The organism is Halobacteriovorax sp. RT-2-3 (genome assembly GCF_047085075.1).
Taxonomy (GTDB): Bacteria; Bdellovibrionota; Bacteriovoracia; order Bacteriovoracales; family Bacteriovoracaceae; genus Halobacteriovorax_A.
Map to the genome: position 1 here is coordinate 794,844 of NZ_JBKIYF010000001.1, position 14,247 is coordinate 809,090.

The 14,247-nt window shown below is 37.1% G+C and carries 14 protein-coding genes; 4 read left to right on the forward strand and 10 right to left on the reverse strand.

The genetic code is table 11. The features are described 5' to 3' along the window. The first annotated feature begins 65 nt into the window (after nucleotides 1-65). Entirely contained in the window at nucleotides 66-578 is a 513-nt protein-coding gene (locus ACMAYX_RS03625) for a M48 family metalloprotease (protein ID WP_103216878.1), read from the forward strand. On the opposite strand, the gene uvrB is transcribed toward ACMAYX_RS03625, so the two are convergent. Further along, a complete protein-coding gene (gene uvrB, locus ACMAYX_RS03630; RefSeq protein WP_103216877.1) occupies nucleotides 541-2,538 on the reverse strand; it encodes an excinuclease ABC subunit UvrB in 1,998 nt (665 codons plus the stop codon). The two genes, ACMAYX_RS03625 and uvrB, sit on opposite strands and share 38 nt — an antisense overlap. 134 nt (nucleotides 2,539-2,672) lie before the next feature. Between uvrB and ACMAYX_RS03635 the strand changes: the two genes are divergently transcribed. Together ACMAYX_RS03635 and ACMAYX_RS03640 are read left to right on the forward strand one after the other, a co-directional pair. Beyond that, a complete protein-coding gene (locus ACMAYX_RS03635) occupies nucleotides 2,673-3,284 on the forward strand; it encodes a TetR/AcrR family transcriptional regulator (protein WP_412469697.1) in 612 nt (203 codons plus the stop codon). A 31-nt stretch (nucleotides 3,285-3,315) separates the two neighbouring features. Further along, nucleotides 3,316-4,794, forward strand: coding sequence for an N-acyl amino acid synthase FeeM domain-containing protein (locus tag ACMAYX_RS03640; RefSeq protein ID WP_412471556.1), 1,479 nt, complete (start codon nucleotides 3,316-3,318; stop codon nucleotides 4,792-4,794). A 96-nt stretch (nucleotides 4,795-4,890) separates the two neighbouring features. On the opposite strand, the gene ACMAYX_RS03645 is transcribed toward ACMAYX_RS03640, so the two are convergent. The 8 genes from ACMAYX_RS03645 to sucC form a co-directional block, all read right to left on the reverse strand. Then, nucleotides 4,891-5,364, reverse strand: coding sequence for a CarD family transcriptional regulator (locus ACMAYX_RS03645; RefSeq protein WP_233189682.1), 474 nt, complete (start codon nucleotides 5,362-5,364; stop codon nucleotides 4,891-4,893). Between the two features lie 136 nt (nucleotides 5,365-5,500). After that, nucleotides 5,501-6,874 carry a sensor histidine kinase gene (locus ACMAYX_RS03650; protein WP_412471557.1) on the reverse strand — a complete coding sequence of 458 codons (1,374 nt, stop codon included), beginning with the start codon at nucleotides 6,872-6,874 and terminating at the stop codon, nucleotides 5,501-5,503. After that, nucleotides 6,867-7,346 carry a hypothetical protein gene (locus tag ACMAYX_RS03655; RefSeq protein WP_146037770.1) on the reverse strand — a complete coding sequence of 160 codons (480 nt, stop codon included), beginning with the start codon at nucleotides 7,344-7,346 and terminating at the stop codon, nucleotides 6,867-6,869. The genes ACMAYX_RS03650 and ACMAYX_RS03655 overlap by 8 nt, the downstream gene beginning before the upstream one ends. Nucleotides 7,347-7,406: 60 nt before the next feature. Then, nucleotides 7,407-8,780, reverse strand: coding sequence for a sensor histidine kinase (locus ACMAYX_RS03660; protein WP_392991493.1), 1,374 nt, complete (start codon nucleotides 8,778-8,780; stop codon nucleotides 7,407-7,409). Then, nucleotides 8,755-9,234 (reverse strand): hypothetical protein, encoded by a 480-nt coding sequence (locus ACMAYX_RS03665; protein WP_412471558.1) that lies wholly within the window; start codon nucleotides 9,232-9,234, stop codon nucleotides 8,755-8,757. Before ACMAYX_RS03665 ends, ACMAYX_RS03660 begins: the two co-directional genes overlap by 26 nt. Nucleotides 9,235-9,331: 97 nt before the next feature. Beyond that, complete coding sequence (gene ndk / locus ACMAYX_RS03670; protein ID WP_103216869.1) at nucleotides 9,332-9,760, reverse strand: nucleoside-diphosphate kinase; 429 nt, start codon at nucleotides 9,758-9,760, stop codon at nucleotides 9,332-9,334. Nucleotides 9,761-9,802: 42 nt separating this feature from the next. Then, entirely contained in the window at nucleotides 9,803-10,678 is an 876-nt protein-coding gene (sucD, locus tag ACMAYX_RS03675; protein ID WP_021266725.1) for a succinate--CoA ligase subunit alpha, read from the reverse strand. Next, complete coding sequence (sucC, locus tag ACMAYX_RS03680) at nucleotides 10,678-11,850, reverse strand: ADP-forming succinate--CoA ligase subunit beta (RefSeq protein ID WP_103216868.1); 1,173 nt, start codon at nucleotides 11,848-11,850, stop codon at nucleotides 10,678-10,680. The genes sucD and sucC overlap by 1 nt, the downstream gene beginning before the upstream one ends. Before the next feature lie 205 nt (nucleotides 11,851-12,055). Between sucC and ACMAYX_RS03685 the strand changes: the two genes are divergently transcribed. Next, on the forward strand, nucleotides 12,056-12,898 hold the full coding sequence (locus ACMAYX_RS03685; RefSeq protein ID WP_412462763.1) for an MBL fold metallo-hydrolase: 843 nt from the start codon (nucleotides 12,056-12,058) through the stop codon (nucleotides 12,896-12,898). On the opposite strand, the gene ACMAYX_RS03690 is transcribed toward ACMAYX_RS03685, so the two are convergent. Further along, entirely contained in the window at nucleotides 12,890-14,233 is a 1,344-nt protein-coding gene (locus ACMAYX_RS03690) for a DUF4339 domain-containing protein (protein WP_103216866.1), read from the reverse strand. The two genes, ACMAYX_RS03685 and ACMAYX_RS03690, sit on opposite strands and share 9 nt — an antisense overlap. Nucleotides 14,234-14,247: the final 14 nt, after the last annotated feature.

Below are 14,247 nucleotides of genomic sequence, written 5' to 3' on the forward strand. Positions count from 1 at the left end.
ACCTAGTAATCATCATTTACACGCTGAAAGTGATGTCATTTAAGATTCATACCGATGAATCTTGTATGATAAACGCAATAAAGAAAACATTTACAAAGAATACTGAAGAACAAAACCTACCATTAGTGGACTTTTCTGATCCAGCACACCACTGGATCGTTTCAAATCCACATATTTTTAGATTCTTTCAAGATATACTTGGACAACTCGATGAAGAAGAATGTGAGAGCTTGGCCTCATATGGACAATTAGTTTTTCTCGAAAGCCAAGGAATGTACTCAAGTGTTATTCCTTCACATGGAGATAAAACATTTGTTCTTATTTACCCTCAATTACTAAAATTGATTCGTTCAGCAGATAACGAAATGGCCCAAGCAGTTATCTTCCATGAATTAGGTCACCTCTACTATCGTCATTTTACAATGAGGTCACAAATTGGAGAGATGACAAAACAAATTGAAGCAGATGAGTTCTCTATTCGTCATGGCCATGCTCTTGGACTATTTAATTTCTTAAAGGGTATGCCAATTACAACGGAAGTTAGCCAAAGACTAGAAATGATTCGTTTAAGAACTTAATTTCATCTCTTATTTTAGCTGCATCTTCAAATCGAAGATCCTTTGAAGCTTCTTTCATCTCTAGCTTAAGCTCAGCGATACGCTTCTTAATTTCTTCAGGAGACATCGAGACTTCTTTAGGTCCACTCTTCTTACCTTTCTTCTTATTTCCTCGAAGAGTCTCGATAACACCACCAGATACCTCTTTCAAAATAGTTTGAGGAGTGATTCCATTGGCCTCATTATACTCCATCTGAATAGCACGACGCCTTTTCGTTTCACCTATTGCTCGCTCCATCGATTTTGTCGTTTGATACGCATACATAAGAACCTTACCATCACTATTTCGAGCGGCACGTCCAATTGTCTGAACGAGTGATCTCTCAGATCTTAAGAAGCCTTCCTTGTCTGCATCTAAAATTGCGACAAGAGAAACCTCAGGTATATCAAGTCCTTCCCTTAATAAGTTAATACCAACAAGAACATCAAACTCCCCAAGTCTAAGATCGCGAATGATTTCAACTCGCTCAATTGTATCGATATCACTATGAAGATACTTCACTTTAATTCCACTACCATGATAGAAATTAGTTAGCTCTTCAGCTAACTTCTTCGTTAGTGTTGTGATTAAAACTCTTTGACCTTTTTCTATGATTTTTCTTACTTCAACAAGGAGGTCATCAACCTGATTGGTAGCATCCCTAACTTCGATAATTGGATCGAGAAGGCCAGTTGGTCTAATGATTTGTTCAACAAACTCACCGTGAGTTCTCTCTAACTCATAATTTCCAGGAGTCGCTGAGACATAAAGAATATCGTCTAACTTTGTCTTAAATTCTTCAAAGTTTAAAGGACGGTTATCAAGTGCTGATGGAAGTCTAAAGCCATAATCCACAAGATTTAACTTCCTTGCTCTATCTCCCCTATACATCCCTCCAACCTGAGGAACAGTAATATGGGACTCATCAATAATCATAAGAAAGTCTTTTCTAAAAAAATCAATGAGAGTCGGAGGAGGATCACCAGGCTCACTTCCTGTCATATGGCGCGAGTAGTTTTCAATACCAGAACAAAAGCCCATCTCTTCAAGCATTTCGATATCAAGAAGTGTTCTTTGTTCAAGTCTTTGCTTTTCTACCAGTTTATTTTGTTTTTCTAATTCCTGTAGTCTTTCACGAAGCTCAACTTTAATAGTCTCCAAAGCATGCTCCATTCTTTCCTCTCCAACAACATAGTGAGACTTTGGATAGATTGTCACCTTCTGTAGTGCTTGTATCTTTGTTCCTCTTAAAGGATCAACAATTGTAATACTCTCAATCTCATCATCGAAGAACTCAACTCGTACAACATTAGAATCCTCGTGGGCCGGAAAGATTTCAACGATATCACCACGAACGCGAAAGCATCCACGAACAAAGTCGATATCATTTCTTTCATATTGAATTGCAACAAGTGACTTTAAAAATTCGTCGCGATCTTTTTCATCTCCAACAAAGAGAGTCTCTCTCATATTCGCATACTCATCAGGGGAACCAATCCCGTAAATACAACTAACAGATGAGATGATAATCACATCATCTCTTTCCAGTAGTGAACGAGTTGCCGAGTGGCGAAGTTTATCGATCTCATCATTTACTGATGAGTCTTTTTCAATATAAGTGTCACTTCCAGGAACATAGGCTTCTGGTTGGTAATAGTCATAATATGAAACAAAGTATTCAACAGCATTATCGGGAAAGAATTCACGAAACTCTGCATAGAGTTGAGCAGCAAGAGTCTTGTTATGGGCGAGAATAAGAGTTTTCTTTCCTAGCTTTTGGATAACGTTGGCCATGGTAAAAGTTTTTCCAGAACCTGTTACACCAAGAAGTGTTTGTTCCTTAGTGCCGCTTGTAAGCTTCTCTACAATTGTTTTAATCGCCTCAGGCTGATCTCCACAAGGCTTAAACTTCGATTTTAAATTAAATACATTTTCACTCATATGCCTATTTTATCTTATTATCATAGTTTAAAACAGCGAAATTGAGTTATCATTAATATAACCAAGTTAGTTTTTGTAAACTCGATAGAAAGTTTATATGATAGTAAAAATTCGAATTGTTATTAGGGTTTATTATGAGTGTAGGTGAAACACCTAAAGGTGAAAAAAGAAAGATCGCGATCATTGAGACAGCAATCGATCAGATGGCGCACAAAGGTATTGATGGTGCATCTTTTCAAAAGATTGCAAATACACTTGGAGTTAGCCAGTCTGCAGTTTTTCACTACTTTAAAAATAAGTCTCAACTCTTTCTTGGAGTTCTCGACTTTATCGTTACAAAGAACCACGCTAGAGTAATAAGCACAATTTGCGAAGAAGATACTTCTTTAACTAAACTAAAAAAGCATTGTCTTGCTAATTTCCAATGGCTCATTGACCGTCCCAATGAGGCCAAAACGATTCTCTATCTTTACTATCGCGCTTCTATCGACAAGAAGGTTTCACAAACTGCTGCCAACCTCATTCACACCGGTAGACAGAGGATAATCGACCTCGTTCGTAGCGCTCAAAAAGATGGGCAGCTCGCAAAAGACCTAAACCCTGAGCTTGCTGGTCAGGCCATTCATGAATTTCTAACAGGTGCTATCATCCAGATATTAAGCCTTTATAATGTAATTGATCCAAAAAAAGAGGTTGAAGCCTACACAAAAAGGCTTGAGACGATAATTAACCGACTAAACAACTAAAGAATAGCGTAAAATTTCCGAATAGCTATTGGTGAAGATTCTAATATCTTGTGTATTTTCCATTCTAGTAATTCTTAGCTTTATTCTTAGTAAAGACGAGGTTGCACGCCGCTCAATTGCAAGTGTAAATAGGCCAAATTCTTGTCTCGAGGCCATTTCTGAATTTGTTAATTTTGGAGCGGATCCTAAGTATGACACAAAGGTTGCACAAATCATGACTTATCTGAAAGATAAGTATAAGGGGATCAACCTTTCTTATATTCATCGTTCAGGACTAGATCGTAAGATAGAAGATGGCCACTTAGTTTTCACTACTTTAAGAGGGAGTTTAAAAGTTCCTCTTAATCAGCAGCATCTTATTAATGCCGATAAAGTAAAGGCGGTAACTCCCCTTTCACAACTGAGCGACTATCATCAAAAGCAATATGAGAATAATATTTCAAAACTTTATAAGTATCAAAATGATATCAGCACTATTATTTATGAAGCTCATAAGAAAGATGAAAAAGAAATAACAGATTATCTTCTAGGTGAATATCAACGAATCAATACTCTTATCAAATTCTACCGTGGAGAATTAAATTACGTCCCATATGCACAACTTGGAGATAACCCTTATAAGTTACACGAGCCAGTTCATGTAGACTCTCAAGGAAGAACAAGAACTCTTGTACATTTTGATAACTCGAGCTCAACGAGCAACTCTATCTTTAATATTTCTGCAAATGAGAGTGAAGAGATAACTTACCAAACGATGTTTGCGAACTTTTTAAATAGCTTAAACTACAATCAAAACTTTCTCTCACCTCAAAGAAGGATCAAAAAGATTCAAAGCTTTACCTATATGGATGATAATGAAGTGAAGGCATCCTTTCATATGATTGATGCTATCAGAGACTATGAATCACGTCCTGAACTAGTCAGTACCGTGAGAGACTTTCTTTTTAATGAATATAAGAATCGTCTAAATATCGAAGACCAAGACTTAGATAAGCTTAAAGAAATAACGGAGCAGTTAGAAAGTCGTACAATCGTTCTTGCAGCAGCTCGAAACTCTCAGATAAAATATTCATTTAAAGGTCATGATGATTCTGGTATTCGCTACCTATCTAGAGAAAAAGATTCGATCGATATTTCGGGAACAATTTCAATTACTCTTTCAAAAGAAGTAAATCAGAAGCTTCCTCTTGAGATCTTTACTGGCCATGAGGTAGAAAGACAAAGAGGTGAAATAATAGCCGAAATTGGACGTTTTGCAGTAGATGGGAATGATTCCATTTTCAATGCAAATGACTTAATAGCGGCCGTTACATTTGCGGCACAGAAAGTAGAGGGCCTTGATCGCATTGTCATAGAAGCGGATAAAATTAGGGCCCGTTCATTTAAGCGCTGGGGCTTTAAACCAATTCACGAGCGAATCAATTACGAAGGAAACACTGAGTACATTATGGAAGTTACACCAAAAGAGTTACTCGAAAATGTTGAAAAAAGATATTTTGAAAGTCTTTGAAAAAAATAAAGCGCTTGCAAGTTACCCCACAAACGCTTATTTCACACACACAACACAAGAGAATAAGTTCAAAAGAACCTTGAACTTATAAAGCTATTAATTAAAACAGCTCTCAATTTGATTTTTTACTTCAGTTTTCTCTGCCCCGTTCTTGATTGAAATCTCTTGAACAATTAGGTCTCTACACTGCTCAAGCATTTTCTTTTCACCGAACGAAAGATTCTTCTTATTCTTTAATAAGAAAAGTGATCTAAGGACATCAGCAATCTCAATAAGTGAACCAGTCTTCACTTTTTCCATATAGTCTCTGTAACGACGGTTCCAAGTTGAATTATCAACTGTTACATCATGATCATTAAGAAGCTCGTAAACTTCACTGATCTCTTTTTCGTCGACGAGTACTCTAATTCCATCTTTGGAATTCGTAGGAACCATTACAGTCATTCCATTAGCTACAACTTTAATGATGTAGAATGAAAGACTTTGTCCTCCTACCTCGCGATCTTCGATGTCCACAATTTGTCCCACACCGTGGCCAGGGCAAACTGCGTAATCTCCAATGTTAAACATTTCTACCTCCAAGGGTATTTTCTCTCCCATTGAATATACTACGACGCAGCATCAGCCTCAATGAGCCTTGTAAGATTTACATATGATCTTTGAATTTTAGACAGTTCGTTGTAGAGAAACGTCCCAATAATTTCAACTACTTATATTTAGCTGAGTTACGATAAAGAGGAAGCATGATCTCAAAAGTCGTATTCTCCTCTTTATTAAGATATTTAATGTGGCCATTCATCGACTCAACGATCTGAGTACTAAGGGCCAAACCAATGCCCATACCGGCTTCTGGCTTAGTTGTATACATATATGCAAAGAGCTTCTTCTGATCCTTAAGATCAATCCCTTTACCTGTATCAACAATATGTATGATCAATTGGTTTTCACTATTAGATTTATAGCGAATCGTAATTCGCCCTCTTTCCATCTCTTCAATTGCATCAACAGAATTGGAAACAAAATTTGTGAGTACCTGAAGAATCTGAACTTCCTTTCCCCAAATCTGACAACCTTTACAGTCACCTTCAATATTCAAAGCAATATTATTTGCACTACATTTATGAATAACAAGCTCTTGTAGCTGATCAAAGAGCTTATCTACATTAATTGCACTATTGTTTAGATGATTAGAGTTCTTAGATAAAAGCTTGATCCCTTTAATAATTTGATCAATCCTTTGGGCCTGATTCTTAATCATATTAAACTTTTTCTTCTCTTCTTCATCAGCAGTGTTCTTCTCTAGTCTTTTCACACTCCACAGAAGTACAGTAAGAGGATTATTAATTTCATGAGCGACATTGGCCGCAAACTCACCTAGATTTGCCAGACGATAATTATTAACAAGCTCAACATTCTTTTCTTCAAGCCTCTCATCACTTCGAATTTTTAAAACAAGGATGACGAGGAAACCAATAAGGCAGATAGTTAAACCGGTAAGAGAAGCTAGGTAAACAGCACGCTTAAAGTCAAAAGATTTGGTGATATCGCCATAGACATAGGCAGAGATTTGCCAAAACTCACTTTCAAGCTCTAAGTTCAAGTCACTGAGTCGCTCTAGAATTAGAATTGAGCGAGCAATCTCCTTAAAGTCATTTTCCGTAAATTGATAGCCATCTACACTCTCGGCCCTCGTAAGAACTGTCTCAATAATACCACGAGCAGACGTGAGGATTTCATTTGCAACCTTCAGGTAGTCTTGAAATGATTTCGTTTCATACTCATCTAAAATAAAAGCTTCACTCTTTAGTGCACTAATTTGTCCAAAGCTAGCATCAATTCTTAAATAGGCATCTTCGAGATTATCAATTGTTGGTGAATCTTTAAATTTTATAAGTTTTTTATGAGTGTCATGAATAGCGTAGGCCACATGAAAATAAAGTCTAGCAACAACTCTTGAGTTAAAAAGTCTGTGCTCTTCCTTATCAAAAATTCGAAGCCCTGCTCCAAATCCAGCAGAAAGCATCAAAACGAGAATAATTAAGAAGCTATAGAATAAATGCTTATTAGAAAGCTTACTCATAGACAAATTCGATCTCATTTATCATCCAAATCCAGTCAGCTCCTTCTTCAGTAATCTTATCTTTTGAAATAACCCCTAAGTCTTTTCTAATAATTCTCATAGGGCCAAGCTCTGAATTTTCAAGCCACTTCCCATCCTGCTTATACATAATATAAGTCGTTTTAGAACGTTCAACATTTCTTTTAATATGAACTTTATAAAGATTAATGGCCTTAAGTTTCACGGACGTAGCTGTAGGCGCAAAATAAACAAACAGACTCTCAAGAGAGAAAGCTGTTACCTTTATCTTCTTGTGCTGTTGATATGGATCAAAAAAATCAAACTCAACACTTGGGATTTTAGTGAAGTAATCAACCTTCACAACCTTGTCTTCGGTATGAAGTTTTTGATTTAAGATTGCAATTTTTTGTCTAGGTACTTTAGCAATCACGCTAATACTAAAAAACGTAGCGATTAGTAGCAAAATTTTCATAAATAATTTTTATCACGATTAAGTCGATTTGACCAAGTATAAAAGAAAAATAGAAACTAATTAGCGATAAAGGGGCAACATGATTTCAAAAGTCGTATTTTCCTCATTATTTAGGTATTTGATATGGCCGTTAAGAGACTCAATGATCTGTGAACTAAGGGCAAGTCCGATTCCCATACCTGTACCAGGCTTACTCGTGTACATATAAGCAAAAAGCTTCTTCTGATCTTTAAGATCAATCCCCCTACCGGTATCGATAATATGAATAAGCAACTGATCTTCAAGATTAGTTTTATACTTAATCGAAATTTTCTTATTATTCATTCCCTCCATTGCATCAATAGAGTTAACAATAAAGTTTGTGAAAACTTGAAGAAGTTGAACCTCTTTCCCCCAGACCTTACTTCCTGAGCAACTCCCTTCAATATTCAAAACAATATTATTAGCGACACATTTATGAATAATAATCTCTCGCAGGTGTTCAAAGAGTTCTTCAATATCTATTGGGCTATTATTTAAGTGATTAGAATTTTGAGAAAGAAGCTTTATCCCCTTAATGATCTGATCAATCCTCTCGGCCTGACCTCTAATCATCGCCAAGCTTTTCATTTCCCCATCGCTGTTATTAACTTTTTCAATTCTTTTTACGCTCCACAATAAAACCGTGAGTGGATTATTGATCTCATGAGCAACATTAGCGGCAAACTCACCTAGGTTTGCGAGTCGATAATTATTAAGCAGCTCAACATTTTTTTCTTTTAGCTCTTCATCACTCCTACTCTTTAAAATAAGCATGATCAGAAAGCCGGTCAGACAAATAAATAGACCAATTAAAGAAGTGAGAAAAACAATTCGATTAAATTCAAATGAACCTGCAGCATCCCCAAATACATTTGCAGACAACAGCCATGACTCACTCTCTAGCTTTAATGTTAGATTATTCAAGCGCTCTAAGATGATTAGAACTTCATCAATTTTATTCAAGTCACTAGCAACATAAGAATATCCCACATTTGACTCAACCTTAAAAAGGAGTGCTTCAATCTTTTGTCTAGCAGTATTAAAGCTACGGTCGACTTCAGAGAGATATTTCAGAAACGACTCTGTATCATATTCAGCAAGAGAGTAGATTTCACTCCTATAGGCCATTGTATGACCAAGGATTGCATCGGCCCTAAGAAAAGCGGACTCAAGGGCTTCAGAACTTGGACTCTTTTTAAATTCTTCAAGGTTCTGGGAAGTGGCATGAATACTTGCGACCACTTGAAAATACAATCTCGAAATAACACGAGCATTAAACAGCTTAGGCTCATCTTTATCAAAGATACGAAGACCGGCCCCTACTCCTGCAGCGATAACAAATATAAAAATTACGATGAAACTGTAAAATAAGTGTTTATTCGAAAATTTATTCATAGATGAAAGAAATCTCATTAATCATCCAAATCCAATCTATTCCTTCTTTGGTAATTTTATCATTCGGAATTATACCTAAACCTTTTCTGATAACCCTTAAAGGACCTAAGTCAGAGTTTTCCATCCAATTTCCATCTTGCTTATACATGACGTAAGTTGTTTTGGCCCTCTCAGTATTTCTTTGGATAATAACTTGATAAAGATTAATGGCCGTTAGCTTTACTGACTTTGCATCTGGAGCAAAGTGCTTGAAAAGATTCTCAAGAGAGAATGCCAACGCTTTATTCTTTTTATTCTTTTGATAGGGATCGACGAAGTAGAATTCTTCACTTGGAATATTTGTAAAATAATCAACTTTTGCAATTTTAAGCTCTTTATGAAGTCGTTGATTCATTATTTTAATTTTTTGTCTTGGGATCTGAGCAAATGCCGAAATCCCGAATAATGCTAAAGACAGTACAAGAGTTTTCATACGTAAACTTAACACGACAAATTCTCTTTATAAACATAAAAAAGGCCTTGTCATAGACAAGGCCTTCTCTCATTATACTTTTAAGATAAAAAGATAATTAGAAACGTGGACAAATTTCATCTTTTTCGAAGAAATAAGCAAGTTCTCTTTCTGCAGAAGCTAGAGAGTCAGAACCGTGAACAGCGTTTTCACCGATTGACTTAGCATATAGCTTTCTTAGAGTATTTTCAGCAGCTTCAGCTGGGTTAGTAGCACCCATGATTTCTCTGTTTCTTTCAACTGCGTTTTCACCTTCTAGGCACATAAGTACAACTGGCGCAGAAGTCATGAAAGCAACAAGCTCACCAAAGAATGGTCTATCTTTGTGCTCAATATAGAAACCTTCAGCTTTCTCTTTTGAAAGGTGAGTAAGTTTAAGAGCAGCGATTCTTAGACCTTCTTCTTCAAATCTCTTAATGATGTTACCGATGTTGTTATCAAGAAGCGCGTTTGGCTTAACGATACTAAAAGTTCTTTCCATTTTAATCTCCTTAAAATTATCTTGCGGAAAATTTCCTAAATTCTTTAATTAAAGGTTCTTTAAAACCTTCTCCATTGTCTCACCAAGTTCAGCTGGAGAACGTGATACAGTTACACCACACTCTTCAAGAATTCTAAACTTAGCTTCAGCAGTGTCATCACCACCAGAGATGATTGCACCTGCGTGCCCCATTCTCTTACCTGGAGGCGCTGAAGCACCAGCGATGAAAGAAACAACTGGCTTACTCATGTTCTTTTGAATCCAACGACCTGCATCTGTTTCTGCAGAACCACCGATCTCACCGATCATGATAACAGCATCTGTATCTGGATCTTTTTCGAAAAGCTCTAGTACGTCGATGAAGTTAGTTCCGTTTACTGGGTCACCACCGATACCAACACAAGTTGATTGTCCGATATCTCTTTGAGTTAATTGGTAAACAGCTTCATAAGTAAGAGTTCCTGAACGAGAGATAACACCAACACGACCTGGCATGTGGATGTGACCTGGCATAATTCCGATCTTACACTCACCTGGAGTGATAACACCTGGACAGTTAGGACCAATTAGTCTTGATTTTGAACCTTTAAGAGCTGCTTTTACCTTAACCATATCTAGGATAGGAATCCCTTCAGTGATAGCAATGATAAGTGGCATTTCTGCATCGATTGCTTCAAGGATTGAGTCAGCTGCGAACGGAGGTGGAACCATAATCATGGCCGCATTCGCTTCCGTCTTATTCATAGCTTCTTTGATTGTATTGAAAACAGGGAAACCTTCGTGAACTGTTCCACCTTTACCTGGAGTTACACCACCAACAAAGTTAGTACCGTAATCTCTTGATTGTAGTGAATGGAAAGTACCTTGCTTACCTGTAAAACCAACAGTGATTAGTTTTGTATCACGATTAATAAGAATGGCCATTACGCCTCCCCTTTTGCTGCTTCAACTGCTTTCTTTGCAGCATCAGCTAGATCTTCAGCAGCGATAATTGCAAGATCTGATTCATTTAATATTTTCTTACCTAGAGCAACGTTTGTTCCTTCTAGACGTACTACTAATGGAACTGTAAGTTCTAGTTCTTTTGCAGCTGCAACAACACCTTCAGCGATAATGTCACATTTCATGATCCCACCAAAGATATTAACTAGAATTGCTTTTACGTTCTCATCTTGAAGAATTAGAGAGAATGCTTTTTGAACAGTTTCTTTTGTTGCTGATCCACCAACGTCAAGGAAGTTAGCTGGCTCACCACCGTGTAGCTTAATGATGTCCATTGTACCCATTGCAAGACCTGCACCGTTTACTAGACAACCAATATTTCCATCAAGCTCAATATATGCTGCACCAAATTCACTTGCTGCAAGTTCTTTATCACTTTCTTCAGTTGGATCTCTTAGTTCTTGAACCTCTGGATGCTTGAAAAGAGCGTTTGAATCAAAGTTTAACTTTGCGTCTAGTGCTAAGATATCACCTTGCTTAGTTTTTACTAATGGGTTGATCTCTGCAATTGAACAGTCATACTTCATGTATAGATCGTAAAGACCTTTAAAGAAAATTGAAGCTTCCTTCACTTCTTCTTTTGTCTTAAGACCAATTCCGTATGCAAGCTTTCTAGCAACAAATGGAGTGAACCCAGCTGCTGGATCGATTGCTACTTTAATAATTTTCTCTGGAGTATTGTGAGCAACTTCTTCAATTTCAACTCCACCTTCTTCAGAGGCCATCATTGTAACTTTACCAGTTGCACGGTCTAGAACAACACCAGCATAGTACTCATGCTCGATGTCACATCCTTCTTCGATGAATAGTGTGTGTACTTTCTTTCCTTCTGGACCAGTTTGGTGAGTAACAAGAGTCTTACCTAGAATATCGTCAGCGTGTAAGCGAACTTCTTCGATTGACTTTGCAAGCTTAACACCACCTGCTTTACCACGCCCACCTGCGTGAATTTGAGCCTTAACAACCCAAATATTTCCACCTAATTTTTCTGCAGCAGCAACTGCTTCATCAACAGTCTTCGCTACTTCACCTCTAAGAACCTTCAGGCCCATATCTCTCATTAAACCCTTGGCCTGGTACTCATGTACGTTCATTAAAACTCCTAAGTTTTTTGTCTATGAAATATTCATGATTTTACTGGCTTATAATAGAGGGCAAGACCATATCTTTCTAGGTGAGTCGTGTCATTTTCCCCAAGTTTTTTGTGCATTAAATGATTAAGATTTAGAACTGAAGATTTATTCACAATATAACGCTTACAGTCTTGTAGCAATTTCTAAACTTTCGCACAATTATGACATGGAAAACATACTTATTAGCCCTGGTAAATTTAGATTAGACGGTGGTGCCATGTTCGGCATTATTCCAAAACCATTATGGAACAAGGTTCATCCTGCGGATAATGACAACCGCATTGACCTCGACCTAAGACTTTGGATCATCAAGGACCAAGATCGCATCATTATAACAGATACGGGAATTGGCGATTATCACGGTGAAAAGTTTGATGAGCAATTCGATGTTCGCCAAGAACACTCTCCTTTAAAGAAGGCACTTGCCGACAAGGGAATTGATTGTGCAGATGTGACAGACCTTGTGATCTCTCACCTACACTTCGACCATGTTGGTGGGATGGTATATAAGGATGAAAATGGTGAATTTGCACCGGTCTTTCCAAACGCTACGATTCACCTTCACAAAGACCACTGGGAATATGCACTTAATCCAACGTTAAGAGATAGTGGCTCTTTTCATAAGCAATACTTTAAAGAAACAATTGAAAGGTTTGATAAAGCTGGACGTGTTCACTGGCTCACTGGAAAAGAAGGTGAAATTTTAAAATTAAGTAATGATAGCCTTCGTTTTAAGTGCTCTTATGGCCATACTCCTCACCTTATACACCCATATACAAATGAATATATCTATCTTGCCGATCTAATCCCAACATCAAATCACGTTCACGTGCCTTGGGTAATGGGCTATGACATTGCTCCTGGGCAGACGACTGTTGATAAGATTGAATTTCTAAAGATGATTGTAGAAAAAGATCTTCGCGTAATTTTTGAACATGACCCTAAATATGCCAGTGCAAAGATTACGCAAAATGAGCGCGGAAAGTATATTCCAGTAGACTTAGAGTAGCTTTTGAATTTCTGCTTGAATATCATTCTTTGAAGACTGAAAAATCACGCGGTCATCATCCATAAACTTTCTTAGGTAGAGACGCTTTTTCTTATTTAGCATTCCATAGCGAGACAGCTTATCAGTAAGCTTCACACTCCAAGCACTTATATCTTTACCCAAAGAGTGTATTTCATTTTCAAGTTTCCTCTCTTCACTAGAAAGTCTTGCATCATTAAGATCATAATTCGATAAAATAATACTCTGTAACAAAGGTGCAATATTTTTTGCATATCGTTGCTTAAATTCTTTATGGGCCAACCATCCACTAACCTGACTAAGAGAAAGACGATAGTGAATAGACATCGAAGAAATGAGGGCCTCTAGTGTTCTAAGCTTTTCATTAATTGCAGCAATATTCTTTTTTGAAGCAACAGTCTTCTTTTTCTCAACTTTTGTAATTTGTGCAATATATTTTTCACGTGTTTCAGGAACAAGGAATACTTTCTTTTCTAAAACTTCACGGTTTGAACCAGTCCCAAATTTGCTCTTAATATTATCCAATAGTCCAAGATAATCGTAAATGAAAGTTACAGCATAAGAACCAGGTATGAAGTTTTGTCCTTCCTCTAATGTTAGATCCTTAAACTCAATAATTCCGCCTTCACCAATATTATGGGCCTTTACAAGAACATCCCCACGATGTAGCTCATCAGGTTTTCGATGAAGAATGAGCTCAACACTTACTCTCCTTTTAAATGGAAGCTTTATATAAAGAGCAGACATATCCTTATTAACAATTAAATGTACATCATTTGCACTAACAGGCTTCTTAAATTCATTTAGTGCACTAATAGAGATATTTTTTAACTCAACTTCTTTCACTTTAGGGCCTGCGGCCATGTAGAAACTGATAACCACAACAACTGTGATGATAAAACTTGCAATAACTGTTGTATAAATTGGAAACTTACTAGGTAACTTAATGTCTGCTGCGACATCAAGTTTCTCGCTACTATCTTCTAACTCACGTTCGAAATCGTCCTCATCTTCAATCTCTTCCTCTAAAGGAGGTGGAGTATCATCCTCATTGTAGTCATCAAAGAACTTCGCTTCGTGTATAGGAATCTCAGGAAGATCATGATCTTCATCTAAAACCTTAGACTCATAATAAGATTGGGCCTCATTACGGGCAACTTGAATGACTGCAAAGACAGGCTTCCAATTCTTGGCCCCTTTGCGCCAGCAAAGTTGATAGGATTTAATTAGACCTTTATCATAAAAGTCGATAATATCTTGAGCGTTGAATGGTCCCTTATTTTTGCCGGACTGATTAATATACCAATTTTTTTGCATAGTTATACTTTAAA

What these genes read in the sequence shown, in the direction of transcription:
- ACMAYX_RS03625 (WP_103216878.1), top strand. Translation starts at nt 66, where the DNA reads ATGATAAACGCAATAAAGAAAACATTTACAAAGAATACTGAAGAACAA.
- uvrB (WP_103216877.1), bottom strand. Translation starts at nt 2,538, where the DNA reads ATGAGTGAAAATGTATTTAATTTAAAATCGAAGTTTAAGCCTTGTGGA.
- ACMAYX_RS03635 (WP_412469697.1), top strand. Translation starts at nt 2,673, where the DNA reads ATGAGTGTAGGTGAAACACCTAAAGGTGAAAAAAGAAAGATCGCGATC.
- ACMAYX_RS03645 (WP_233189682.1), bottom strand. Translation starts at nt 5,364, where the DNA reads ATGTTTAACATTGGAGATTACGCAGTTTGCCCTGGCCACGGTGTGGGA.
- ACMAYX_RS03650 (WP_412471557.1), bottom strand. Translation starts at nt 6,874, where the DNA reads ATGAGTAAGCTTTCTAATAAGCATTTATTCTATAGCTTCTTAATTATT.
- ACMAYX_RS03655 (WP_146037770.1), bottom strand. Translation starts at nt 7,346, where the DNA reads ATGAAAATTTTGCTACTAATCGCTACGTTTTTTAGTATTAGCGTGATT.
- ACMAYX_RS03660 (WP_392991493.1), bottom strand. Translation starts at nt 8,780, where the DNA reads ATGAGATTTCTTTCATCTATGAATAAATTTTCGAATAAACACTTATTT.
- ACMAYX_RS03665 (WP_412471558.1), bottom strand. Translation starts at nt 9,234, where the DNA reads ATGAAAACTCTTGTACTGTCTTTAGCATTATTCGGGATTTCGGCATTT.
- sucD (WP_021266725.1), bottom strand. Translation starts at nt 10,678, where the DNA reads ATGGCCATTCTTATTAATCGTGATACAAAACTAATCACTGTTGGTTTT.
- sucC (WP_103216868.1), bottom strand. Translation starts at nt 11,850, where the DNA reads ATGAACGTACATGAGTACCAGGCCAAGGGTTTAATGAGAGATATGGGC.
- ACMAYX_RS03685 (WP_412462763.1), top strand. Translation starts at nt 12,056, where the DNA reads ATGGAAAACATACTTATTAGCCCTGGTAAATTTAGATTAGACGGTGGT.
- ACMAYX_RS03690 (WP_103216866.1), bottom strand. Translation starts at nt 14,233, where the DNA reads ATGCAAAAAAATTGGTATATTAATCAGTCCGGCAAAAATAAGGGACCA.